The sequence below is a fragment of the Kitasatospora sp. NBC_00374 genome (genome assembly GCF_041434935.1).
In the GTDB taxonomy this organism is placed as follows: Bacteria; Actinomycetota; Actinomycetes; order Streptomycetales; family Streptomycetaceae; genus Kitasatospora.
This window is the reverse complement of record NZ_CP107964.1, coordinates 5595276-5619608: the sequence shown is the minus strand read 5'-3', so window position 1 is coordinate 5619608 and position 24333 is coordinate 5595276. Positions and strand designations below refer to the sequence as shown.

Here is a 24333-nt window from a genome sequence, read left to right as displayed (position 1 = left end):
TGCTCCGAGTCCGTCAGGTCCCGGCGGCCCCGGAGGCCGCGGGAGCGGACGGGTCGGCGGGATCCGGGGGCTGCGGCGGCGCGGCCGTCCGGCGCTGCGGTCCGGTGAGCAGGCGGTTGCTGTGCACCGGGACGAGCCCGAGGCCCCAGCCGCCGGCCAGCATGCCGAGTGCGGCGCCGCCCAGACCGGCGGCGCCAGCCGTCAGCAGCCAGAGCGCTGTACCCGTGAGCAGCAGCGCGACCCACCAGGGGCCGCACCGCCCGGCCGTTCGCCGCAGGACCGCTTCCGCAGCGGTCGCGCACACCGACCACGTAGTCCGCACCACGGCCTCCTCCGCTCGGCCCCGCGCGGGGCGCGGGGAGGGCGAGGCCGGGTCAGGCCGCTACCACGTCCATGGCGGCAGCCTTGGGCGAGATGGTCCCGGCCCGGTCGACCCCGGGGGCCGGCAGCGATACCGGTTCGAGGACCGGCCTCAGCAGATCACCCTCCGAGAGGGTGGCCATCGCCGCAAGTTCGGCGAGCGACAGCTCGTCGCTGACCTCGCGCATGACCTCCGACATCCGGACGTCCAGTGCGTCACAGATGGCGGAGAGCAGCTCGGAGGAGGCCTCCTTCTGCCCCCGCTCCACCTCGGAGAGGTAGCCGAGCGAAACCCTGGCAGCTGCCGACACCTCGCGAAGTGTGCGGCCCTGGCGCTGGCGCTGCCGACGCAGCACATCGCCCAGCAGGCGACGGAGCAGGATCATCGGTGCCTCCCTCCTCGGACTGCGAATCGAGATGTCACGCCCCCACCGTACCGCCTTGTCCGCATCGTGTGCGGGGACCATGGTCGTGTTCACTCTGGGCTGCAAGGCTGCCCCCTCCCCTGTCTGTTCCCCGCAAGGACCCCGGCAGGACCCCGCCGGTTCCCCTTCCGGAGTGTCCGGCCGGGGCCGTGCAGCGCGTCCCCTGGCTGGTATCTGCCCAGCCAGGGCATCCGGTCTAACACGATCCTCCCGACGAGGCGCGCAGTTCAGCGATTTCAGCAAACCTCAGCGGGACGGCGCCGGGCGCGCTAGGTGTCCCAGCAGCAGTTCCAGAGCCGCCGTCACCGCGGACCGTCGGATTTCGGCACGGTCCCCTGACAACCTCGGAGAGGCCACCAGTGTTCCCGCCGGCCCGGCGAGCGCCACGTGCACGGCGCCGACCGGCTGCCCGTCCTGGGGTTCGGGGCCGGCCACACCGGTGGTGGCGAGCGCGTAGTCGGCCCCCAGCAGCCGCCGGACGCCCTCGGCCATCTGGCGGGCCACCACCGGGTGCACGGGCCCGTGGACGGCCAGCAGGCCCTCGTCCACGCCGAGCACCGAGGCCTTCAGGTCGGTGGCGTACGCGGTGACGGAGCCACGGAAGGTCGCCGAGGCGCCCGGGACGTCCACCAGCTCCGCCGCGAGCAGGCCACCGGTGAGTGACTCGGCCACCGCGAGGGTGGCGCCGTGCGCCCGCAGCGCGGCGTGCACCTCGGCCGCGAGCGCGGTCACCGGGCCGCCCGCTCCTCGGCCCGGCCCTCGCGGCGCAGCCGGACGGCCTGGCCGACGTAGTCCAGTCCGGTGCCGACCGTGAGCACGACCGCGACGGCCATCAGCACGGCCCGCGCGGTGGCCAGCCAGCCGGTCAGCGGCAGCACGTACATGCCGACCGCGATGCCCTGGGTGAGGGTCTTCAGCTTGCCGCCCCGGCTGGCCGGGATCACCGCGTAGCGGATCACCCAGAAGCGCATCAGGGTGATGCCGAGCTCCCGCGCCAGGATGACGGCCGTGACCCACCAGGGCAGGTCGCCCAGGACGGACAGGCCGATCAGCGCCGCACCCATGATCGCCTTGTCGGCGATCGGGTCGGCGATCTTGCCGAAGTCCGTGATCAGCCCCTTGCGGCGGGCCAGCTCACCGTCGAACAGGTCGGTGATCATGGCGATCGCGAACGAGGCCCAGGCCACCGCGCGCCACTTGGGGTTGTGGCCGCCGTCGGCGAAGAGCAGCGCGACGAAGACCGGCACCAGCAGCAGCCGTGCCATGGTCAGCACGTTGGCGATGTTCCAGATCCCCGGGGGCGGGGGCAGAGCGGCCGTCGGCCGGTCCCGGCCGGCCGCGGTTGGGGCGCCTGGCCCGTTGGTCATGCCCCGACTCCCACGTGCTCGGCCTCGTCGGCCGCCGCCTCGCCGGCCGCGGCCTCGGAGGACAGTGCCTCGGGGGACAGCGCCTCGGCCACCAGGTCGACACCCTCGGTGCCGACCACCCGGGCGCGGTAGAAGCGGCCGACGACCGCGTCCTCGACCCCGAGCAGGGTGGTCAGACCGTCGGTCTCGGGTGCCTGGTGGGCGGCCCGGCCCTCGACCACGCCGTCCTCGACGGACTCGACCAGCACCTCGACCTCGTCGCCGATCCGCTGCTCGGCCCGCTGGGCGGTGAGCTCCTCGGCCAGCCGGGACAGCTTGGCGAGCCGGTCGGCGACGACGTCCTCGGGCAGCTTGCCGTCGAAGCCGGCCGCCTCGGTGCCGTCCTCGTCGGAGTAGCCGAAGACGCCGATGGCGTCGAGGCCGGCGTGCGTGATGAACCGTTCCAGCTCCGCGAAGTCCTCCTCGGTCTCGCCGGGGAAGCCCACGATGAAGTTGGACCGGGCGCCCGCCTGCGGGGCCTTGTCGCGGATGGTCTTCAGCAGCCCGAGGAACTGGTCGGTGTTGCCGAACCGGCGCATCCGGCGCAGCACCGCCGGAGCGGAGTGCTGGAACGAGAGGTCGAAGTACGGCACGACCCCGGGCGTCCCGGTCATCACGTCGATCAGGCCGGGCCGCATCTCGGCCGGCTGCAGGTAGCTCACCCGGACCCGTTCGACGCCCTCGACCGCCGCGATCTCGCTGAGCAGCGTCTCCAGCAGCCGGATGTCGCCGAGGTCCTTGCCGTACGAGGTGTTGTTCTCGCTGACCAGGACGACCTCCCGGACGCCCTGCTCGGCCAGCCAGACGGCCTCGTTCAGCACGTCGGACGGGCGGCGGGAGATGAACGAGCCGCGGAAGGCGGGGATGGCGCAGAAGGAGCAGCGCCGGTCGCAGCCGGAGGCCAGCTTGACCGAGGCCACCGGGTTGTCGTCCAGGCGCTTGCGCAGGGTGCGCGGGCCGGAGGCGGGGGCGACGCCGTCGGGCAGGTCCTCGGGGGTGCCGTGGCCCGGCAGTGCCACCTCGGCGGCGGCCTCCTGGCGCTTGACGGGGCTGAGCGGGAGCAGCTTGCGGCGGTCGCGCGGGAGGTGGGAGGCGTGGTGGCCGCCGGACAGGATGGTCTGCAGGCGGTCGGAGATGTCGGTGTAGTCGTCGAAGCCGAGGACGCCGTCGGCCTCGGGCAGGGCGTCGGCGAGTTCCTTGCCGTAGCGCTCGGCCATGCAGCCGACCGCGACCACGGCCTGGGTACGGCCGTGGCCCTTGAGGTCGTTGGCCTCCAGCAGGGCGTCGACGGAGTCCTTCTTGGCGGCTTCGACGAACCCGCAGGTGTTGACCACGGCGACGTCGGCGTCGGCGGCGTCGTCGACCAGCCGCCAGCCGTCGGCCTCCAGTCGCCCGGCGAGTTCCTCGGAGTCGACCTCGTTGCGGGCGCATCCGAGCGTGACCAGGGCGACAGTGCGGGGTTCAGGCATGACGCCAAGATTAACGCGCGGGCCCCGGTGCCGTTCGCCCCGGAGTCCGCGCGCGTTGATCGTCGGGCCTTCGGAGCCCTGCGGGTCAGCCCGCCTGCGGGTCGCCGGGGGTGTAGGTGAGATGCACCACCTGCCCGTCCGTCCCGGCCGGACCGAGGTCCTTGCCGTTGACGTACACGTGGACGGCGCCCGCGTTGCCGATCACCAGCGTGATCTTCGCGGGGTCGGTGAAGGTCTGGTCCTGGCCGGTGTCCAGGTTGTTGGAGAACAGCGACTTGCCCTTGCCGTCCTTGGCCGTGACCCAGCTCTTGCCCTTCTCCGCGACCAGCTTGACGGTCACCTTGTCGACCGGGGCGGCGGCGATCGCGGCGGGGGAGCTGGGGGCCGGGGCGGGCGGCTGGGCGGAGGCGGTCACCGGGGCGGCGGCGGTGCTGGGCAGCGGCTCGCTGGCGGCCCCCGCGCCGGCGTCGACGGAGTTGTCGGTGAAGAGGTTGAAGCCGATCAGCGCGACCACGGCGGCGATCGCCAGCATCATGGCGGCGGTCCAGTTCGGGCGCCGGTGGTCGGTGACCTTGATCGGGCCGGTGTCGAGCAGCTGGGTGGCCCGCTGCGGGCCGGGGGCACCGCCGTGGTCGGCGTCGTACCGGGTGACCAGCTGGTCGCCGTCGACGCCGACGGCCCTGGCGAGGGCCCGGATGTGGCCGCGGGCGTAGACGTCGCCGCCGCAGCGGCTGAAGTCGTCCTCCTCGATGCCGTGCACGATCGGCACCCGGACCCGGGTGGCGGCGCTGACCTGGTCGACCGTCAGACCCGCGTCGAGCCGGGCCGCCGAGAGCACCCGGCCGATGCTCGGCGACTCGGCGGCCGGTGGTTCGACCACGGACGGCTGCGGCGTCGTCTGGCCGGACCCGGTCTGCCCGGGGACGGCGCTGGACGCGGAGGAGCCGTGGCTGCCGCGACGAGGGGACTTGCCGATGGACACTGGGCGCGCCTTTCGAGCGTTGGCCACCTGCTGAGAAGACAGTCTAGGGGCGGGGCCGGAACGTTTCTCAAGCGGACGGGCCCGAACGGGCATCCCGGGCCCCCATCCGCTGACGGTCGGTCAGCCCGGCCGGGCGGGCCGAGCGTCCGTGCCCGGATGGACGCCCTTTCGCCTGCCCCGGTTCCGGCCGACCACACTGCTCCGAACGAGGTTCCTCCGAACGGGTGAGACGGGCCGCTGCTCACCCTCGAAGGGTGATCAGAACCCCGTCCAGTTCGTCCGGTTTGACCAGCACGTCACGGGCCTTGGAGCCCTCGCTCGGCCCCACGATCCCACGCGACTCCATCAGGTCCATCAGCCGCCCCGCCTTGGCGAAGCCGACCCTCAGCTTGCGCTGGAGCATCGAGGTCGAACCGAACTGGGTGGAGACGACCAGCTCGGCCGCCTGGATCAGCAGGTCCAGGTCGTCGCCGATCTCCTCGTCGATCTCCTTCTTCGGTCCGCCGCCGACCGTGACGTCGTCCCGGTAGACCGCCGCCATCTGGTCCTTGCAGTGCTGGACCACCTTGGCGATCTCCGCCTCGGTGACGAAGGCCCCCTGCATCCGGACCGGCTTGCTGGCGCCCATCGGCAGGAACAGCGCGTCGCCCTTGCCGATCAGCTTCTCCGCGCCGGGCTGGTCCAGGATGACCCGGGAGTCGGCCATCGCCGAGGTGGCGAAGGCCAGCCGGGAGGGCACGTTGGCCTTGATCAGGCCGGTCACCACGTCCACCGAGGGCCGCTGGGTGGCCAGTACCAGGTGGATGCCAGCCGCGCGGGCCAGCTGGGTGATCCGGACCACCGAGTCCTCGACGTCGCGCGGGGCGACCATCATCAGGTCGGCCAGCTCGTCGACGATCACCAGCAGGTACGGGTACGGGGTCAGCTCCCGCTCACTGCCGAGCGGCGGCTGCACCTTGCCCGCGCGCACGGCCGCATTGAAGTCGTCCACGTGCCGGAAGCCGAAGGCCGCCAGGTCGTCGTAGCGCAGGTCCATCTCGCGCACCACCCACTGGAGGGCCTCGGCGGCCTTCTTGGGGTTGGTGATGATCGGCGTGATCAGGTGCGGGATGCCCTCGTACGCCGTCAGCTCGACCCGCTTGGGGTCGACCAGGACCATCCGGACCTCGTCCGGGGTGGCACGGGCGAGCACCGAGGTGATCAGGCAGTTGATGCAGGAGGACTTGCCGGCGCCGGTGGCGCCCGCGACCAGGATGTGCGGCATCTTGGCGAGGTTGGCCATCACGGTGTGGCCCTCGACGTCCTTGCCCATGCCGACCACCATCGGGTGGCCGTCCTCGGCGGCGGCGCGCGAGCGCAGCAGGTCGCCGAGGTTGACCATCTCCCGGTCCCGGTTGGGGATCTCCACGCCGACCGCCGACTTGCCGGGGATCGGACTGATGATCCGCACGTCCGGGCTGGCCACCGCGTACGCGATGTTCTTGGCCAGCGCGGTGATCCGCTCGACCTTGACCGCCGGGCCGAGCTCGACCTCGTAGCGGGTGACCGTCGGGCCGCGGGTGAAGCCGGTGACCCGGGCGTCCACCTTGAACTCGGCGAACACGCCGGTGAGCTGGGCGACCACCTCGTCGTTGAGCTTGGAGCGGGCCTTGGCGGGCGCGCCGTAGTCCAGCAGGTCCAGCGGCGGCAGCGCGTACGTGATGTCGCCGGCCAGCTGGAGCTGCTCCATCCGCACCGGCGCCGGCCCGTGCCCGTCGGGGGCCCCGGCGCTGCGGGCCTGCGGAACGGCCAGGTCCTCCGGCGGTGCGGTGCGGTCCTGCACCTGGTGCATCATGCTGGCCACCGCCGGGGAGGCCGGCACGCCGTAGAGCAGGGCGCCGTCCAGGTCGGCGGCCACCCCGGCGGCGAGGTCCCTGGTCTGGTACGGGTCCTTCTCGAAGGAGACCGCCTCCGGCTCCTCGGCCGGCTCCGCCTTGCGGCGACGGCGGCCGCGGCGGCGGGAGAGCTCGTCGGTGTCCGCGCCCTCGATGGTGAAGGGCAGCGCGTCGGGATCGGCGTCCTCGGGCGGTTCGGTGGAGAACTCCCGGCCGGCCCCGGCGCCGTCCGCCGCCGCGGAGGCCGCCGCCTCGGCGGCGGACGGCTCGACCACCCCGAGGCGCACCCCGAGCTGCCGCAGCCGCTCGGGAATCCGGTTGACGGGGGTGGCGGTGAGCACCAGCAGGCCGAAGAAGGCGACCAGCAGCAGCAGCGGAACGGCGAGCGGCGGCCCTGCGGCGGCCATCATCGGGGTGGACGCGGCCCAGCCGAGGATGCCGCCGGCCTGCCGTATCTTGGTCGCCCCGCTGCCCATGCCGGGCGCACCGCAGCCGATGTGCACCAGCCCGAGGACGCCGACCACCAGGGTGCTCAGGCCGATCAGGATCCGCCCGTTGGCCTCCGGGAGTTCGGGGTGCCTCATCAGCCGGACGGCGACGGCGACGAGCAGGAACGGCACCAGCACGTCGAGGCGGCCGAACAGCCCGGAGACCACGTTGGTCGCCACCTCGCCCAGCCAGCCCTGCGGGCTGAACCAGGTGCCCGCCGCGGTGACCAGGCCGAGCGCCAGCAGCAGCAGTGCCAGGCCGTCCTTGCGGTGGGCCGGGTCGAGGTTCTTGGCACCGTCGCCGAAGCCCCGGAAGACCGCTCCGACGCTGTGGGCGAGGCCGAGCCAGACGGCGCGCACGGCGCGGAAGAGTATGGGGCGCGGCGGGGGCGGGGCAGGCGCGGCCGCGGGCTTGCGCGCCGCCGCCTTCCGGGCCGCCGGAGCCGCCTTCTTGGCCGCGGGGACGGCCTTCTTCGCGGGTGCCTTCCCGGCCGGCGCCTTCTTGGCCGGCCCGGGCTTGGGGTTGCGTGCCGCGCTGCCGGGCGTACGTGTGGCCATGGGTCAGCAGCCTACCGGCGGCCGGGGCGAGTGCCCATGCCCGGACCCCGTCGCGGGGCCCGTGTCGCCGAACACCTGCTCGCCTGACGGCCGGTCAGCGAACCCGCCGTCACCGCTGCCGACCACCGGGCTCGGCCGGTGGTGCGAGGGGTGGTGCGGAGCTCAGTTCGCGCCGGGGCGCATCGCGTCGAGCGCCCGGCGCAGACCTGCCAGCTTGCGTTCGAGATGGGCGGAGGAGGCGGCCGCACCAGGATCGGCGGAGTCGTCCAGCTGCTTGGTCAGCGCCTCGGCCTGCTCCTCGACCGCGGCGAGCCGGGCCGAGAGCTCGCCCAGCAGCGCGCCGCCGAGGCTGGCCGCCTCGCCCGACTCCAGCTGCAGGCGCAGCAGCGCGGCCTGCTCCTTGAGCTGGCAGTTCTTCATGTAGAGGTCGACGAAGACCGAGACCTTGGCGCGCAGCACCCACGGGTCGAAGGGCTTGGAGATGTAGTCCACCGCGCCCGCCGCGTAACCGCGGAAGGTGTGGTGCGGACCGTGGTTGATCGCGGTCAGGAAGATGATCGGGATGTCCCGGGTCCGCTCCCGGCGCTTGATGTGGGCGGCCGTCTCGAAGCCGTCCATCCCGGGCATCTGGACGTCCAGCAGGATGACCGCGAAGTCGTCCGTCAGCAGCGCCTTGAGCGCTTCCTCACCGGAGGAGGCCCGGACCAGCGTCTGGTCCAGCGCGGACAGGATCGCCTCCAGCGCCAGCAGGTTCTCCGGCCGGTCGTCGACCAGGAGGATCTTCGCCTTCTGCACCTGGACCCGCCCTCCTGCCGCTTGTCTTCCGAGGGACGGCACCCGCGTGCCGCTCACCACTGCCCCGGTCATGCTAGCCGTACCCCCTCGCCCGCCACATCGCTTGGCGCGATCCGGCCGATGGCCGCCCCGGGGAAGTGCCGCGTCCGGCGCAGGCCGCACTGAGCGTCGTGTCACCATCCGGTCACCGTTCGCAACGATGGGTGACCCTACAGCGTTCCCGGCCGGAGCCGCCAGTGCCGACCGCCCCAGGACCCCTGCCGCTATCCGACCGCCAGGAACTGGCGCATCACCGCCAGCAGGGTGTCGGCCTCCACCGGCTTGGTGACGTGGGCGTTGGCGCCGGCCGCCAGGCTCTTCTCCTTGTCGCCCTTCATCGCCTTCGCGGTCAGCGCGATGATCGGCAGACCGGAGAACTGGGGCATCCGCCGGATCGCCTCGGTGGTCGCGTAGCCGTCCATCTCGGGCATCATGATGTCCATCAGCACCAGCGCGACGTCCTCGTGCTGCTCCAGCACCTCGATGCCCTCGCGGCCGTTCTCGGCGTACAGCACGGTCAGCCCGTACTGCTCCAGCACGCTGGTGAGCGCGAAGACGTTGCGGATGTCGTCGTCGACGATCAGCACCCGCTCGCCGTCGAACCGGCCGTGGAACTGCGCCTGCCCGCCGCTCCGCGACGAGGCCTCCGGCTGCTGCGGCACCGGCGGCTCGGCGAGCTGGGCCGAACGCCGGCGCTCGGCGGCGCCACGGCGGCGCTCCTCGGCCAGCTCCCGGACCTCGTGCGCCCAGTGGTCCGCCAGGTTCTCGCCCACCGGCACCGGGGTGCCGGCCGGGGTCACCCCGACCGCGGCGCGCACCGGCAGCGGCGACGGGCGCTCGATCGCGGGCGCGTCCGGGGCCTCGGTGCGCAGCGGCAGGTACAGGGTGAACGTGGAGCCCTGGTGCAGCTCGCTCTCGACGTGGATCTCACCGCCGAGCAGACGGGCGATCTCCCGGCTGATCGACAGCCCGAGGCCGGTACCGCCGTACTTGCGGCTGGTGCCGCCGTCGGCCTGCTTGAAGGCCTCGAAGATCTCCCGCAGTTTGTTGCCGGGGATCCCGATACCGGTGTCGGAGACGGAGAACGCGATCAGCGCCTCGTCCGGGTCCCCGATCGCCTCGGCCTCCAGCAGCATCTCCCGCACGTGCTGCGGGACGTCCGCCCCGGCCGGACGGATCATCAGCTCGACGGCGCCGGAGTCGGTGAACTTCACCGCGTTGGAGAGCAGGTTGCGCAGCACCTGCTGGAGCCGCTGCTCGTCGGTGTGCAGGGTGACCGGGAGGTCCGGCGAGACCCGGACGGCGAAGTCCAGGTTCTTGTCCGCCGCCAGCGGGCGGAACGCCGCCTCCACGTAGTCGACCAGCTGGACCAGCGCGATCTTGGCCGGGCGGACGTCCATCTTGCCGGCCTCGACCTTGGACAGGTCGAGGATGTCGTTGATCAGCTGGAGCAGGTCGGAGCCGGCGCCGTGGATGGTCTCGGCGAACTCGACCTGCTTGGCGGAGAGGTTGCCCTCGTTGTTGTCGGAGAGCAGCTTGGCCAGGATCAGCAGCGAGTTGAGCGGGGTCCGCAGCTCGTGCGACATGTTGGCGAGGAACTCGCTCTTGTAGCGGGAGGCGAGGGCCAGTTGCTCGGCACGCTCCTCCAGGATCTGCCGGGCCTCCTCGATCTCGCTGTTCTTGATCTCGATGTCGCGGTTCTGCTGGGCGAGCTGTTCGGCCTTCTCCTGGAGCTCCTCGTTGGTGCGCTCCAGCTCCTCCTGGCGCGCCTCCAACTCGGCCGACCGCATGGAGAGTTCGGCCGTCAGCCGCTGGGACTCCAGCAGCAGGCCCTCGGTCTTGGTGTTGACGCTGATGGTGTTGACGGTGACGCCGATCAGGTCGGCGATCTGGTTCAGGAAGTCGAGGGCGACGGCGGTGAAGGAGCTGAAGGTGGCCAGCTCGATCACGCCGAGCAGCCGGTCCTCGAAGAGCACCGGCAGGACCACCAGGTGGGACGGCGAGGCCTCGCCGAGCCCCGAGGCGATCTTGAGATAGCCCGGCGGGGTCTCCTTGACGATGATCGAGCGCTTCTCCACCGCGGCCTGGCCGATCAGCCCCTCGCCGGGCCGGAAGGTGGTCGGCATCGAGCGCCGGTTGTAGCCGTAACTGCCCAGCAGCCGCAGGACGGTGTCGTTCTCGTCATCGTCCTCGGTGATCAGCTCCGCGGTCCGGCCGGCCGGCTGGGAGAGGAAGAAGGCGCCGTGCTGGGCCGAGACCACCGGGGTGAGCTCGTTCATGATCAGCGAGGCGACGGCCTCCAGGTCGCGGCGGCCCTGCAGCAGACCGGACATCCGGGCCAGGTTGGTCTTCAGCCAGTCCTGTTCCTTGTTGGTCCTGGTGGTCTCGCGCAGGTTGGCGATCATCTGGTTGATGTTGTCCTTGAGCTCGTCGAGCTCACCGGACGCGTCCACGTCGATCCGCAGGCTGAGGTCGCCCCTGGTCACCGCGGTGGCGACCTGGGCGATCGCCCGCACCTGCCGGGTCAGGTTGTTGGCGAGCTCGTTCACCGACTCGGTGAGGTCCTGCCAGGTGCCGGCCACCCCGGGCACCCGGGCCTGGCCGCCGAGGCGGCCGTCGGTGCCGACCTCGCGGGCGACCCGGGTGACCTCGTCGGCAAACGCGCCGAGCTGGTCGACCATGGTGTTGATGCTGGTCTTGAGCTCCAGGATCTCGCCGCGGGCGTCCACGTCGATCTTCTGCGACAGGTCGCCGCGGGCGACGGCGGTGATCACCAGGGCGATGTTGCGGACCTGCCCGGTCAGGTTGTTCGCCATCAGGTTGACGTTGTCGGTCAGGTCCTTCCAGATCCCGGCCACGCCCGGCACGTTCGCCTGACCGCCCAGGATGCCGTCGGTACCGACCTCACGGGCCACCCTGGTCACCTCGACGGCGAACGCCGAGAGCTGGTCGACCATGGTGTTCAGGGTGCCCGCCAGCGCGGCCACCTCGCCCTGCGCCTCGATGGTGATCTTCTTGGAGAGGTCACCACTGGCCACCGCCGAGGCAACCTCGGCGATGTTGCGCACCTGACTGGTCAGATTCGACGCCATGAAGTTGACGTTGTCGGTCAGGTCACGCCAGATGCCGGAGACCCCGCGCACCCGGGCCTGACCGCCCAGAATGCCCTCGGTGCCCACCTCGCGGGCCACCCGGGTGACCTCGTCCGCGAACGCGGACAGCTGGTCGACCATGGTGTTGACGGTGGTGACCAGCTCGCGGATCTCGCCCTTGGCGTCCACGGTGATCTTCTTGGAGACATCGCCCCGGGCCACCGCGGTGGTGACCTCGGCGATGTTGCGGACCTGGCTGGTCAGGTTGTTCGCCATCAGGTTGACGCTGTTGGTCAGGTCCTTCCAGGTGCCCGACACCCCCGGCACGCTCGCCTGCCCGCCCAGGATCCCCTCGGTGCCGACGTCCCGGGCCACCCGGGTCACCTCGTCGGCGAACGCGCCGAGCTGGTCCACCATCGTGTTGATGGTGTTCTTCAGCTCCAGGATCTCGCCCTGGGCATCCACCTGGATCTTCTGTGAGAGGTCGCCCTTGGCCACCGCCGTGGTCACCTGGGCGATGTTCCGCACCTGGTTGGTCAGGTTGTTGGCCATCGAGTTGACGTTCTCGGTCAGGTCCTTCCAGACCCCGGCGACGCCCGGCACCTGCGCCTGGCCGCCCAGGATGCCCTCCGTCCCCACCGCGCGGGCCATTCTGGTCACCTGCTCCGCGAAGCCCGAGAGCTGGTCCACCATGGTGTTGATGGTGTTCTTCAGCTCCAGGATCTCGCCGCGCGCATCGACCTCGATCTTTCGCGACAGGTCGCCCTTGGCCACCGCCGTGGTCACCTCGGCGATGTTGCGCACCTGCGCGGTCAGGTTGTTGGCCATGAAGTTCACCGAGTCGGTGAGGTCGCGCCACACTCCCGCGACGCCCGGCACCTGGGCCTGACCGCCGAGGCGACCCTCGGTACCCACGTCCCTGGCGACCCTGGTCACCTGCGCGGCGAACGAGTTGAGCTGGTCCACCATGGTGTTCACGGTGTTCTTCAGCTCCAGCATCTCGCCGGCCACGTCCACCGTGACCTTGCGCGACAGGTCGCCCTTGGCCACCGCCGTGGTCACCTCGGCGATGTTGCGCACCTGCGCGGTCAGCCGGCCGGCCATGGTGTTCACCGAGTCGGCCAGGTCCTTCCAGCTGCCCGACACGCTCCGCACCCGGGCCTGACCGCCGAGCTTGCCCTCGGTCCCCACCTCGATGGCCACCCGGGTCACCTCGTCGGTGAACTCCGAGAGCTGGTCCACCAGCCCGTTGACCGTCCGGCCGACCTTCAGGAACTCACCCCGCAGCGGATAGCTCGCCCCCGTGGTGTGGACCGAGCGCAGCTCCATCCGCTGGTCCAGGTCGCCCTCGGCGATCGAGGTCAGCACCCGGCCCACCTCGGCCATCGGCCGGGCCAGATCGTCGATCAGCGCGTTGCAGTTGTCGACCGCCGCCATCCAGGCGCCCTCGCCGACCCCCATCTCCAGCCGCTCCGACAGCCGGCCCTCCCGGCCGACCGCCCGCCGCACCCGCGCCAGCTCACCCGTGAGGTGCTGGTTGCGCTCCGCGACCTCGTTGAACACCGCGGCGATCTCCGCGAGCACGCCGTCCCCCGGGAACGTGAGCCGGCGCCGGAAGTTGCCGTCCCGCATCGCGGTCAGCGCCGTCAGCAGCCGGCGCAACTCGGCGGGTTCCGCCCCGCGGTTGGGGTTGGCGCGGCGCCCGGCGACCCCGCGCGCAGGCGTCGCGGCCCGGCCACCGCGCTCGGCGGCCGAAGTCGTACCGGTAACGTCCTTGGTCGCCGAACTCAACGGGGCCCTCCCACATCGTGACGGTTCAGTACCGCTCGGGAAACAGGCACCGGGCCCGCTTCCGAACACCGCAGCGGGGCTGCACACAGCCACCGGTGCCGCTTCGACCGTACTGCGCCGAACGGACACCGCGGACTCCCCAGTCTGTCAGCACCGGCGCCAGGTGTCCGGCCGGTTGCACAGGGTCGTTGCCGACCCTGCGCAAAAGTGGTGGGGAGAATCACCCTCAGGTGCCCGATTCGGCTCCCCGCCCCCACAGCGCGCCCGGCGGAAAGTAGGGTGGACCGCTGCACCGGATCCCGTGCCGCGCACCGATCGCCCACCGGCGGCCGTCCTCCGAGGCGCCCGGCCGGGGACGAACCGGCACAGGACGGCCGGGGACGGGCAACGAGCACACCGGGCCGACAGCCGGACCAGAGCAGAGGAGACGTGGCAGTGGTCACCGCACGCGCAGCCGCCACCTTCGAACCGGTCGGCCGGTCGGCCGCCGCCGCCCGCGGCTTCGTCCGCGAGGCTCTGCTCGGCTGGGGACTGCCCGAGGTCGTCGACGACGCCGTCGTCCTGGTCAGCGAACTGGTCACCAACGCCGTGGTGCACGCCGGCACCGCCGCCGAGGTCTGCTGCCTGCGTGAGCAGGAGACCATCCGGATCGAGGTCACCGACCGCCATCCCGAACGCGGCCTGCCCGCCTTCGCCAACGTGCCGGTCCCCGCCCCCGAGAGCTACGCCGACCCCGACGGCGAGGGCGGCCGCGGGCTGCTGATGTGCTCCGCGCTCTCCGAGTGCTGGGGAGTCGAGTACTCCTCCGGCCGCAAGACCGTCTGGTTCCGACTCGCCCTGCCCGCCCAGGTCCGCGGCACCCGGTACGCCCTGCCCAGCATCCCCGGCGGCGAACTCCCCGACAGCGACGGCCCGGTCCGCGTCGCGGTGGTGCAGATCGACGACCTCGGCCTGGTCAGCTCCTGGAACGCCGACGCCGAGGCGCTCTTCACCCACACCGCCGACCAGGTCCTCGGCCGGTCCTGGTCCGAGTACGCCTGCTGGCCCCCGTCCAACGGCGCCGGCCTGCGCCTGGCCGACACCCTCCGGATGGCCCGCTGGGAGGGCGGTTTCGGCGTCCGGCGCCCCGACGGCACCCTGGTGGACGTGTACGCGCTCCAGGTCCGCCTGCGCGACACCCACGGCACCCCCTCCGCCCTCTGTCTGCTCGTCCGCGAGGAGGACCGCGCCGTCCTGCGCTCCCCCGCCGGCGCCGCCGACACCCCGGCCGCCGTCGAACCCCTCGACCTGCTGGTCGGCGCCGTCGCACCCGACGACCTCGGCGGGCTGCTCCAGCGCATCGTGGACCGCGCCCGCGACCTGCTCGACGCCGACGCCGCCTACCTGTTGCTCACCACCGAGGACGAGACCGAGTTCGAGGTCCGCGCCGCCACCGGCCTCGCCGCGGCCGCCCGGCGCTTCGTCAGGATGCCGATCGAGTCCGGCGCCGCCCGCTTCGACTCCGACCGGCTGCCGGCCGTGCACGAGGACCTCTCGGTGCGGCCCACCGTCGCCCCGCTGCTGGCCGGCACCGGGCTGCGCTCGCTGATCACCGTCCCGCTCAAGGTCGAGGGCCGGCTGACCGGTTCGCTCGGCGTCGCCGCGGCCGGCCCGGGCCGCTACGACAACGAGGACGCGCTGCGCCTGCAGTTCGCCGCCGACCGGATCGCCCTGGCCCTGGAGAGCGCCCGGCTGAACGAGCTGGAACGCCGCCGCCGCGGCGCGCTCTCCTTCCTGGTCGAGGCCTCCGAGCTGCTGGCCGGCACCCTGGAACACGAGCAGACCCTGGCCCTGATGGCCCAGATGGCCGTCCCCACCCTGGCCACCTGGTGCGCCGTCTACACCACCGGCGAGCAGAGCGGCGGGGCCGGCCTCGCGTTCGTCCTGCACGAGGACGAGGACCGGATCGACCCGCTGCGCGCCCTGCTCGACAAGACCCCCGCCCCGGCCGCCGACCCGGCCCCCGGCGCGCGGTTCTGGACGGCCCCCGCCGACACCGCCCGCGCGCTCGGCCAGGCCGACGGCCGCGAGCTGCACGGCATGCTCGGCGAGACCGTGGTACTGCCGCTGGCCGCCCGCAACCGGGTGATCGGCCTGCTGGTCCTCGGCGTCCCGACCGGCGCCCGGTTCCGCCAGGAGATCCTGGAACTCGGCGAGGACCTCTCCCGCCGGGCCGCCCTGGCGATGGACAACGCCCGCCTCTACTCCGAGCGGACCGCCACCAGCCAGGCCTTCCAGCGCGCCCTGCTGCCACCGGAGTTGCCGAAGATCCCGGGCGTCGAGGTGGAGGTCTTCTACCAGGCGGCCGGCGAGGGCAACGAGGTCGGCGGCGACTTCTACGACATCTTCCCGATCCGCGAGGGCACCTACGGCTTCGCCATCGGCGACGTGTGCGGCACCGGCCCCGAGGCGGCCTCGGTCACCGGCCTGGCCCGGCACTCGCTGCGGCTGCTCGCCCGCGAGGGGCTCAGCGCGCCGCAGGTGCTCAGCCGCCTCAACACGGCCATCCTCGACGAGGGCCCCCGCTCCCGCTTCCTGACCCTGCTCTACGGCGAGCTCACCCCGCGGGAGGACGGCAGCACTCTGCTCTCCCTGGTCTGCGCCGGCCACCCGCTGCCGCTTCGGCTGCGCACCGACGGCCGGGTGGACGCCGCGGCCACCCCGCAGCCGCTGCTCGGCGTGATGGACGAACTCGATCTGACGGCAGAGGAGTTGGTGCTCTCCCCCGGCGAGGTGCTGCTCTGCGTGACGGACGGCGTCACCGAACGCCGGGAGGGCAGCCGGATGCTCGGCGACGACGGCCTGGCCGAGGTGCTCACCGGCTGCACCGGCCTCACCGCCGGCGCGGTGGCGGCCCGGGTCCAGCGCGCGGTCGAGCGGTTCGCCCCCGAGCCGCCGTCCGACGACATGGCCATCCTCACGCTGCGCGTCCCCGGCCAGCGCCAACCCTGACGCCATGTCAGGCTGCGCGCCTGATCGTTCAGACTCGTTCAGCAACTGTCCAACCGTCGCTGCCCTACAGCTGACGACTGTACAAATTGTGAGATTCACAAGGGTACAAGCGGCTGTGGCCGGGTACACCGGAGACACCGGGGGATTCCCCCCGGAGGGGACATCGACCAGCACCTGACCTGCTGGTTCATCACTCGGTCGCAGCCGCCCGCACGCCTCTTCCGTGCGCCCGCGGCACGGCTTCGCGCACCCACTTCAGCACCATCCTCACCTTCACCGGACATCTGCCGATCATCGGCGCCCAGAAGTGAAAGGAGCCTCCGGTGAGCAATGAAGCCTCCGGGGCGAACGCCCGATCCGACGACGCGGGTCCGCTCGGCTACCTGGCCCTCGGTCTGACCCTGCTCGCAACCGGCCTGCTGTCCACCGGCATCCTCAGCGGAACCGGCATCAAGGACGCAGCCTCCCTCGCCCACCTGGTGGGTGGACTGACCCTCTTCATCGCCGGCCTCTGGCAGTTCCGGGGCGGCGACCGCTTCACCGGCACCGCCTTCGCCGGGCTCGGCGCCTTCTGGGCGACCTGGTCCGCAGGCGCCGGGGCGAGCAAGAATGCCGCAGGCCTGTTCCTGCTGCTCTGGGCCCTGCTGGCACTCACCGTGACGCTCGCCGGATGGCAGGGCGGCCTGTTCAACCGTCTCGTCTACGGTCTGCTGACGGTCTCGCTGGCGCTCAACGCCATCGCCACGTTCGCCGGCAACGACGGGCTCGGCAAGGTCTCCGGCTGGGTCGCCGCGGCCTCCGGCCTCGCCGCCTGGTACTGGGCCACCGCCACCCTCACCAACAGCGGGTGGGCCAGGGCGGTCCTGCCGCTGAAGTAAACCCTCCCCGGGTACGTCGGGCCGAGCCTCCTGCGGGAGTGCCCGGCCCCTCGCCGTTTCCGGATTCCCTCCGACCCGTCACCCCCGGCCGTCCCGGCCGTGACTGGTTGTCACGTTTGCGTCACACCACCTCCCAACCCTGCCTGCCCTGTCCTGCGCGGCTGCGAGACTCGGGCCATGACGGCTCCCCCGACGGTCGCACCACGGCATCGTGTCCTGCGCGCGGCGCCCGCTCTCGCCCTGACCGGCCTCGCGCTGGCAGCCTGCTCCTCCCCGGACGGCACCCCGCCCGTTCCGGCCGGCCACACCACGGTGGTCTTCACCCCGGCCCAGACGCTGGAGGACAGCCAGCTCCGGCAGGCCGCCGAGCTGCTGTCGGCCCGGGCGGGCAGGCGTGGCCTCAAGGACGTGCAGACCGATGTCTCCGGTGGCGCCGTCACCGTGACCGTCGCCGGGCACGTCGGGGACCAGCTCGCACCACTGGGCCGGCGTGGGGCGGTGGACTTCCGGCCCGTCCTCGCCATGCTTCCGGCCGGGGCCGTCGGCACCCCGCCCCAGGGGACGGTCCCCGCCGACCTGCTGCAGCAGTTCGACGCCCTCACCTGCACCCAGGCCCCCGACCCTCGCGCCCGGCGCGCCCTGTCCTCCGCGTCGACCCCCTCGGTGGCCTGCGGCCGCGACGAGGAGCAGGGGCAGCGGTACAAGTTCGCCCTCGCCCCGGTGGCGGTGAAGGGTACCGACATCTCCGAGGCACAGAGCGCCTTCGACGGGCAGAGCGGCGCGGGATGGCAGGTGCAGCTGACGTTCAACAGCGCCGGCTCGGAGGCCTTCTCCTCCGCCACCGCCGACCTCGCGACCCGGCCCGCGCCCACCAACCAGTTCGCCATCGTGCTGGACGGCCAGGTGCTGTCCCATCCCTACGTCGCCACGGCGATCACCGGTGGCACCGCCGTGATCTCCGGCAGCTTCGACGAAGGCGAGGCGAAGGGCCTGGCTGCCTCGCTGGCGACCGGTGTGCTGCCGGCCGAGTTCACCCCCGCCTCCCCCCAGGAGACGGACTCCTGAGAACGGCTCCCGGGCCGCGCTAGCGGTCCGCCTGCGTCCACTGCGGGACGGGCTCCTCGGCCGCGGCCGGCCGTCCTCCCTGCCCGGGCTCCTGGCCCCAGCCGGAGAAGGCGTGCTGGACCAGGTACACGACCAGCAGAAGACCGACCGCCACCAGGCCGTCGGCCCAGAAGTGGTTCGCCGTCACCACGACCACCACGACCGTCACGACCGGGTGCAGCAGCACCAGCCACCGCCACGGCCCCCGGGCGACCAGGACCACCGCCACCGCGACGATCACGCACCAGGCCACGTGCACGGACGGCATCGCCGAGAGCTGGTCCGGCACCACCCCCGCCACGGCGCCGCCGTACACCGACTGCCCGTACTGCGCCGCGACGTCGACGAATCCGTTGGCCGGCAGCATGCGAGGCGGGGCGACCGGAATGAACTGGATCAGCAGACAGGCCCCGGTGGTCAGCACCACCGTGTTCCGGACCCACCCGTACCTGTCCCGGTGCCGGAGGAACAGCCAGAGCAGCAGGACGAGCATCACGCCGAAGTGCATGGTGGCGTAGTAGTAGTTGGCCGCCTGCATCAGCCACGGATGCGGCATCGCCGCGCGTTGCCACGCCGCCTCGTCGGGGAGGCCGAACGACAGCTCCGTCCGGTGGATCCAGTCCGCCCGGTCCAGTGCGTGGTCGGTACTCATCAGCGAGAGGTGCCCGACCAGCTGCCACAGCGTGAACAGCGCCAGGAGCGTGCCCGCCTCCCGCAGCACGGCCGCAGCCGTCCGCGCCCGGCCGGCCCGGTGGACCGCGTACGCCGAGCCGAGCAGCGCCCCGGACACGACGGCCGAGGTCTGCCAGGTGAGGGTCAGGTTCTGCATTGGCGAAGGCTAACGCAGAAAGCCCCCCTCCCGGGCGGGAGGGGGGCTTTCTCTTAAAAATTGTTCGGCGGCGTCCTACTCTCCCACAGGGTCCCCCCTGCAGTACCATCGGCGCTTTGAGGCTTAGCTTCCGGGTTCGGAATGTAACCGGGCGTTTCCCTCACGCTATGACCACCGAAACACTATGAAACTGTCAACCGCACCAGCCATGTGACCAAACCTGGCTGGGGTCGTTGTTTCAGAACAACACAGTGGACGCGAGCAACTGAGGACAAGCCCTCGGCCTATTAGTACCGGTCAACTCCACCCCTCACAGGGCTTCCATATCCGGCCTATCAACCCAGTCGTCTACTGGGAGCCTTACCCTCTCAAGGAGGTGGGAGTGCTCATCTCGAAGCAGGCTTCCCGCTTAGATGCTTTCAGCGGTTATCCCTCCCGAACGTAGCCAACCAGCCATGCCCTTGGCAGGACAACTGGCACACCAGAGGTTCGTCCGTCCCGGTCCTCTCGTACTAGGGACAGCCCTTCTCAACACTCCTACGCGCACAGCGGATAGGGACCGAACTGTCTCACGACGTTCTAAACCCAGCTCGCGTACCGCTTTAATGGGCGAACAGCCCAACCCTTGGGACCTACTCCAGCCCCAGGATGCGACGAGCCGACATCGAGGTGCCAAACCATCCCGTCGATATGGACTCTTGGGGAAGATCAGCCTGTTATCCCCGGGGTACCTTTTATCCGTTGAGCGACGGCGCTTCCACAAGCCACCGCCGGATCACTAGTCCCGACTTTCGTCCCTGCTCGACCCGTCAGTCTCACAGTCAAGCTCCCTTGTGCACTTACACTCAACACCTGATTGCCAACCAGGCTGAGGGAACCTTTGGGCGCCTCCGTTACTCTTTAGGAGGCAACCGCCCCAGTTAAACTACCCACCAGACACTGTCCCTGATCCGGATCACGGACCCAGGTTAGACATCCAGCACGACCAGAGTGGTATTTCAACGACGACTCCACCCAAACTGGCGTTTGGGTTTCAAAGTCTCCCACCTATCCTACACAAGCCGAACCGAACACCAATATCAAGCTATAGTAAAGGTCCCGGGGTCTTTCCGTCCTGCTGCGCGAAACGAGCATCTTTACTCGTAATGCAATTTCACCGGGCCTATGGTTGAGACAGTCGAGAAGTCGTTACGCCATTCGTGCAGGTCGGAACTTACCCGACAAGGAATTTCGCTACCTTAGGATGGTTATAGTTACCACCGCCGTTTACTGGCGCTTAAGTTCTCAGCTTCGCCACACCGAAATGTGACTAACCGGTCCCCTTAACGTTCCAGCACCGGGCAGGCGTCAGTCCGTATACATCGCCTTACGGCTTCGCACGGACCTGTGTTTTTAGTAAACAGTCGCTTCTCGCTGGTCTCTGCGGCCACCCCCAGCTCGGAGTGCAAGACTCGTCACCAGGAATGGCCCCCTTCTCCCGAAGTTACGGGGGCATTTTGCCGAGTTCCTTAACCATAGTTCACCCGAACGCCTCGGTATTCTCTACCTGACCACCTGAGTCGGTTTGGGGTACGGGCCGCCATGAAACTCGCTAGAGGCTTTTCTCGACAGCATAGGATCATCCACTTCACCACAATCGGCTCGGCATCAGGTCTCAGCCTTAATGAGTGACGGATTTGCCTATCACTCGGCCTACACCCTTACCCCGGGACAACCACCGCCCGGGCTGGACTACCTTCCTGCGTCACCCCATCGCTCACCTACTACCCTGTTGGGTCACCGGCTCCACCACGTCCCTTTGTCCGAAGACTCCGGGCCGGCTTCACGGGCTTAGCATCAAGAGGTTCGACGTTGGCGCTTCAAAGCGGGTACGGGAATATCAACCCGTTGTCCATCGACTACGCCTGTCGGCCTCGCCTTAGGTCCCGACTTACCCTGGGCAGATCAGCTTGACCCAGGAACCCTTGGTCAATCGGCGCAAGAGTTTCTCACTCTTGTATCGCTACTCATGCCTGCATTCTCACTCGTGTACCGTCCACAACTGGATTCCTCCGCTGCTTCACCCGGCACACGACGCTCCCCTACCCATCCACACAGCCGTTGGGCCTATATATGTGAATGACACGACTTCGGTGGTGTACTTGAGCCCCGCTACATTGTCGGCGCGGAATCACTTGACCAGTGAGCTATTACGCACTCTTTCAAGGGTGGCTGCTTCTAAGCCAACCTCCTGGTTGTCTCTGCGACTCCACATCCTTTCCCACTTAGCACACGCTTAGGGACCTTAGTCGGTGTTCTGGGCTGTTTCCCTCTCGACCATGGAGCTTATCCCCCACAGTCTCACTGCCGTGCTCTCACTTACCGGCATTCGGAGTTTGGCTAAGGTCAGTAACCCGGTGAGGCCCATCGCCTATCCAGTGCTCTACCTCCGGCAAGAAACACACGACGCTGCACCTAAATGCATTTCGGGGAGAACCAGCTATCACGGAGTTTGATTGGCCTTTCACCCCTAACCACAGGTCATCCCCCAGGTTTTCAACCCTGGTGGGTTCGGTCCTCCACACGGTCTTACCCGCGCTTCAACCTGCCCATGGCTAGATCACTCCGCTTCGGGTCTTGGGCATGCAACTCAACCGCCCTATTCGGACTCGCTTTCGCTACGGCTACCCCACACGGGTTAACCTCGCTACACACCGCAAACTCGCAGGCTCATTCTTCAAAAGGCACGCAGTCACGAGACACACAGCAAGCTGCGCATCCGACGCTCCCACGGCTTGTAGGCACACGGTTTCAGGTACTATTTCACTCCGCTCCCGCGGTACTTTTCACCATTCCCTCACGGTACTATCCGCTATCGGTCACTAGGGAATATTTAGGCTTAGCGGGTGGTCCCGCCAGATTCACACGGAATTTCTCGGGCTCCGTGCTACTTGGGAGAAGCTCAAGTGAGCCGTACAAGTTTCGTCTACGGGGGTCTTACCCTCTACGCCGGACCTTTCGCATGTCCTTCGACTACCCATACGGTTTCTGACTCACCCAGCCGCCGGCAGACGACTGAAGAACTTTCCCACGACCCCGAAGTGGCAACCCCTGCCGGGTCTCACACCACTCCGGTTTAGCCTCATCCGGTTTCGCTCGCCACTACTCCCGGAATCACGGTTGTTTTCTCTTCCTGCGGGTACTGAGATGTTTCACTTCCCCGCGTTCCCTCCACATACCCTATGTGTTCAGGTATGGGTGACAGCCCATGACGACTGCCGGGTTTCCCCATTCGGAAACCCCCGGATCAAAGCCTGGTTGACGGCTCCCCGGGGACTATCGTGGCCTCCCACGTCCTTCATCGGTTCCTAGTGCCAAGGCATCCACCGTGCGCCCTTAAAAACTTGGCCACAGATGCTCGCGTCCACTGTGCAGTTCTCAAACAACGACCAGACACCCACCATCAACCCACCAACAGGCGGACATCAAGTAGGACCGGCTCACTGAAGCAACGACCAACCGGCCGTTCCCTCAGGACCCAACAACGTGCCCGACACACCCAACCCCAGGATTCGCTTTCCACGCCGAAGCAGTACTCGCAGTCCCCAGGACCAGTGTGTGCCGAATAGTCAACGTTCCACCCATGAGCGAGCACTCCGGAACATTCGTCCGAAGCTGCTATGTGCTCCTTAGAAAGGAGGTGATCCAGCCGCACCTTCCGGTACGGCTACCTTGTTACGACTTCGTCCCAATCGCTGGTCCCACCTTCGACGGCTCCTCCCCTTACGGGTTAGGCCACCGGCTTCGGGTGTTACCGACTTTCGTGACGTGACGGGCGGTGTGTACAAGGCCCGGGAACGTATTCACCGCAGCATGCTGATCTGCGATTACTAGCAACTCCAACTTCATGGGGTCGAGTTGCAGACCCCAATCCGAACTGAGGCCGGCTTTTTGGGATTCGCTCCGCCTCGCGGCATCGCAGCCCTTTGTACCGACCATTGTAGCACGTGTGCAGCCCAAGACATAAGGGGCATGATGATTTGACGTCGTCCCCACCTTCCTCCGAGTTGACCCCGGCAGTCTCCTGTGAGTCCCCATCACCCCGAAAGGCATGCTGGCAACACAGAACAAGGGTTGCGCTCGTTGCGGGACTTAACCCAACATCTCACGACACGAGCTGACGACAACCATGCACCACCTGTATACCGACCACAAGGGGGGCTACATCTCTGCAGCTTTCCGGTATATGTCAAGCCTTGGTAAGGTTCTTCGCGTTGCGTCGAATTAAGCCACATGCTCCGCTGCTTGTGCGGGCCCCCGTCAATTCCTTTGAGTTTTAGCCTTGCGGCCGTACTCCCCAGGCGGGGAACTTAATGCGTTAGCTGCGGCACCGACGACGTGGAATGTCGCCAACACCTAGTTCCCAACGTTTACGGCGTGGACTACCAGGGTATCTAATCCTGTTCGCTCCCCACGCTTTCGCTCCTCAGCGTCAGTAATGGCCCAGAGATCCGCCTTCGCCACCGGTGTTCCTCCTGATATCTGCGCATTTCACCGCTACACCAGGAATTCCGATCTCCCCTACCACACTCTAGCCTGCCCGTATCGAATGCAGACCCGGGGTTAAGCCCCGGGCTTTCACATCCGACGCGACAGGCCGCCTACGAGCTCTTTACGCCCAATAATTCCGGACAACGCTCGCACCCTACGTATTACCGCGGCTGCTGGCACGTAGTTAGCCGGTGCTTCTTCTGCAGGTACCGTCACTTGCGCTTCTTCCCTGCTGAAAGAGGTTTACAACCCGAAGGCCGTCATCCCTCACGCGGCGTCGCTGCATCAGGCTTTCGCCCATTGTGCAATATTCCCCACTGCTGCCTCCCGTAGGAGTCTGGGCCGTGTCTCAGTCCCAGTGTGGCCGGTCGCCCTCTCAGGCCGGCTACCCGTCGTCGCCTTGGTAGGCCATTACCCCACCAACAAGCTGATAGGCCGCGGGATCATCCTGCACCGCCGGAGCTTTACACCCACCCCCATGCGAGGACAGGTCATATCCGGTATTAGACCTCGTTTCCAAGGCTTGTCCCAGAGTGCAGGGCAGATTTCCCACGTGTTACTCACCCGTTCGCCACTGATCCACCCCGAAGGGCTTCACCGTTCGACTTGCATGTGTTAAGCACGCCGCCAGCGTTCGTCCTGAGCCAGGATCAAACTCTCCGTGAATGTCTACCGGTCATCCGGTAACCACTCGCGTTGAGCGGCACGGCAACCACCGGAAT

13 protein-coding genes and 3 rRNA genes are annotated in these 24333 nt (G+C 69.1%); 3 read left to right on the top strand and 13 right to left on the bottom strand.

The annotated features are described in order from the left end of the window. Positions 1 to 13: 13 nt before the first annotated feature. The 9 genes from OG871_RS25215 to OG871_RS25175 all read right to left on the bottom strand — a co-directional run bounded on the left by OG871_RS25215 (position 14) and on the right by OG871_RS25175 (position 13120). The gene (locus OG871_RS25215; RefSeq protein ID WP_371499518.1) at positions 14 to 322 is read right to left on the bottom strand and encodes a hypothetical protein; all 309 of its coding nucleotides are present in this window, start codon (positions 320 to 322) and stop codon (positions 14 to 16) included. Between the two features lie 52 nt (positions 323 to 374). Next, positions 375 to 746: a helix-turn-helix domain-containing protein gene (locus OG871_RS25210; RefSeq protein WP_371499516.1), complete on the bottom strand. Its 372-nt coding sequence runs from the start codon at positions 744 to 746 to the stop codon at positions 375 to 377. Between the two features lie 285 nt (positions 747 to 1031). Further along, on the bottom strand, positions 1032 to 1517 hold the full coding sequence (locus OG871_RS25205; RefSeq protein WP_371499514.1) for a CinA family protein: 486 nt from the start codon (positions 1515 to 1517) through the stop codon (positions 1032 to 1034). Further along, positions 1514 to 2152 carry a CDP-diacylglycerol--glycerol-3-phosphate 3-phosphatidyltransferase gene (gene pgsA / locus OG871_RS25200; RefSeq protein ID WP_371499512.1) on the bottom strand — a complete coding sequence of 213 codons (639 nt, stop codon included), beginning with the start codon at positions 2150 to 2152 and terminating at the stop codon, positions 1514 to 1516. The genes OG871_RS25205 and pgsA overlap by 4 nt, the downstream gene beginning before the upstream one ends. After that, entirely contained in the window at positions 2149 to 3660 is a 1512-nt protein-coding gene (rimO, locus tag OG871_RS25195; protein ID WP_371499510.1) for a 30S ribosomal protein S12 methylthiotransferase RimO, read from the bottom strand. The genes pgsA and rimO overlap by 4 nt, the downstream gene beginning before the upstream one ends. Positions 3661 to 3745: 85 nt before the next feature. Further along, entirely contained in the window at positions 3746 to 4642 is an 897-nt protein-coding gene (locus OG871_RS25190; RefSeq protein ID WP_371499508.1) for a helix-turn-helix domain-containing protein, read from the bottom strand. Between the two features lie 241 nt (positions 4643 to 4883). Further along, the gene (locus OG871_RS25185; RefSeq protein ID WP_371499506.1) at positions 4884 to 7562 is read right to left on the bottom strand and encodes a DNA translocase FtsK; all 2679 of its coding nucleotides are present in this window, start codon (positions 7560 to 7562) and stop codon (positions 4884 to 4886) included. A 162-nt stretch (positions 7563 to 7724) separates the two neighbouring features. Next, positions 7725 to 8357 carry a response regulator gene (locus OG871_RS25180; protein WP_371499504.1) on the bottom strand — a complete coding sequence of 211 codons (633 nt, stop codon included), beginning with the start codon at positions 8355 to 8357 and terminating at the stop codon, positions 7725 to 7727. A gap of 263 nt (positions 8358 to 8620) precedes the next feature. Continuing rightward, the gene (locus OG871_RS25175) at positions 8621 to 13120 is read right to left on the bottom strand and encodes a HAMP domain-containing protein (RefSeq protein WP_371503415.1); all 4500 of its coding nucleotides are present in this window, start codon (positions 13118 to 13120) and stop codon (positions 8621 to 8623) included. Positions 13121 to 13714: 594 nt separating this feature from the next. Here OG871_RS25175 and OG871_RS25170 point away from each other — a divergent pair. The 3 genes from OG871_RS25170 to OG871_RS25160 all read left to right on the top strand — a co-directional run bounded on the left by OG871_RS25170 (position 13715) and on the right by OG871_RS25160 (position 18213). Further along, on the top strand, positions 13715 to 16270 hold the full coding sequence (locus tag OG871_RS25170; RefSeq protein ID WP_371499502.1) for a SpoIIE family protein phosphatase: 2556 nt from the start codon (positions 13715 to 13717) through the stop codon (positions 16268 to 16270). Positions 16271 to 16593: 323 nt separating this feature from the next. Then, on the top strand, positions 16594 to 17148 hold the full coding sequence (locus OG871_RS25165; RefSeq protein ID WP_371499500.1) for an acetate uptake transporter: 555 nt from the start codon (positions 16594 to 16596) through the stop codon (positions 17146 to 17148). Between the two features lie 177 nt (positions 17149 to 17325). Then, positions 17326 to 18213, top strand: a complete 888-nt coding sequence (locus OG871_RS25160) for a hypothetical protein (protein WP_371499498.1) — start codon at positions 17326 to 17328, stop codon at positions 18211 to 18213. Positions 18214 to 18232: 19 nt separating this feature from the next. Here OG871_RS25160 and OG871_RS25155 read toward each other — a convergent pair whose 3' ends face one another. The 4 genes from OG871_RS25155 to OG871_RS25140 form a co-directional block, all read right to left on the bottom strand. Continuing rightward, positions 18233 to 19081, bottom strand: a complete 849-nt coding sequence (locus tag OG871_RS25155) for a phosphatase PAP2 family protein (protein ID WP_371499496.1) — start codon at positions 19079 to 19081, stop codon at positions 18233 to 18235. 62 nt (positions 19082 to 19143) lie between these two features. Next, a 5S ribosomal RNA gene (gene rrf, locus OG871_RS25150) occupies positions 19144 to 19260 on the bottom strand. Between the two features lie 88 nt (positions 19261 to 19348). Further along, positions 19349 to 22470, bottom strand: a 23S ribosomal RNA gene (locus tag OG871_RS25145). A gap of 283 nt (positions 22471 to 22753) precedes the next feature. Further along, a 16S ribosomal RNA gene (locus tag OG871_RS25140) occupies positions 22754 to 24277 on the bottom strand. The 16S, 23S and 5S rRNA genes sit together here, the layout of an rRNA operon. Positions 24278 to 24333: the final 56 nt, after the last annotated feature.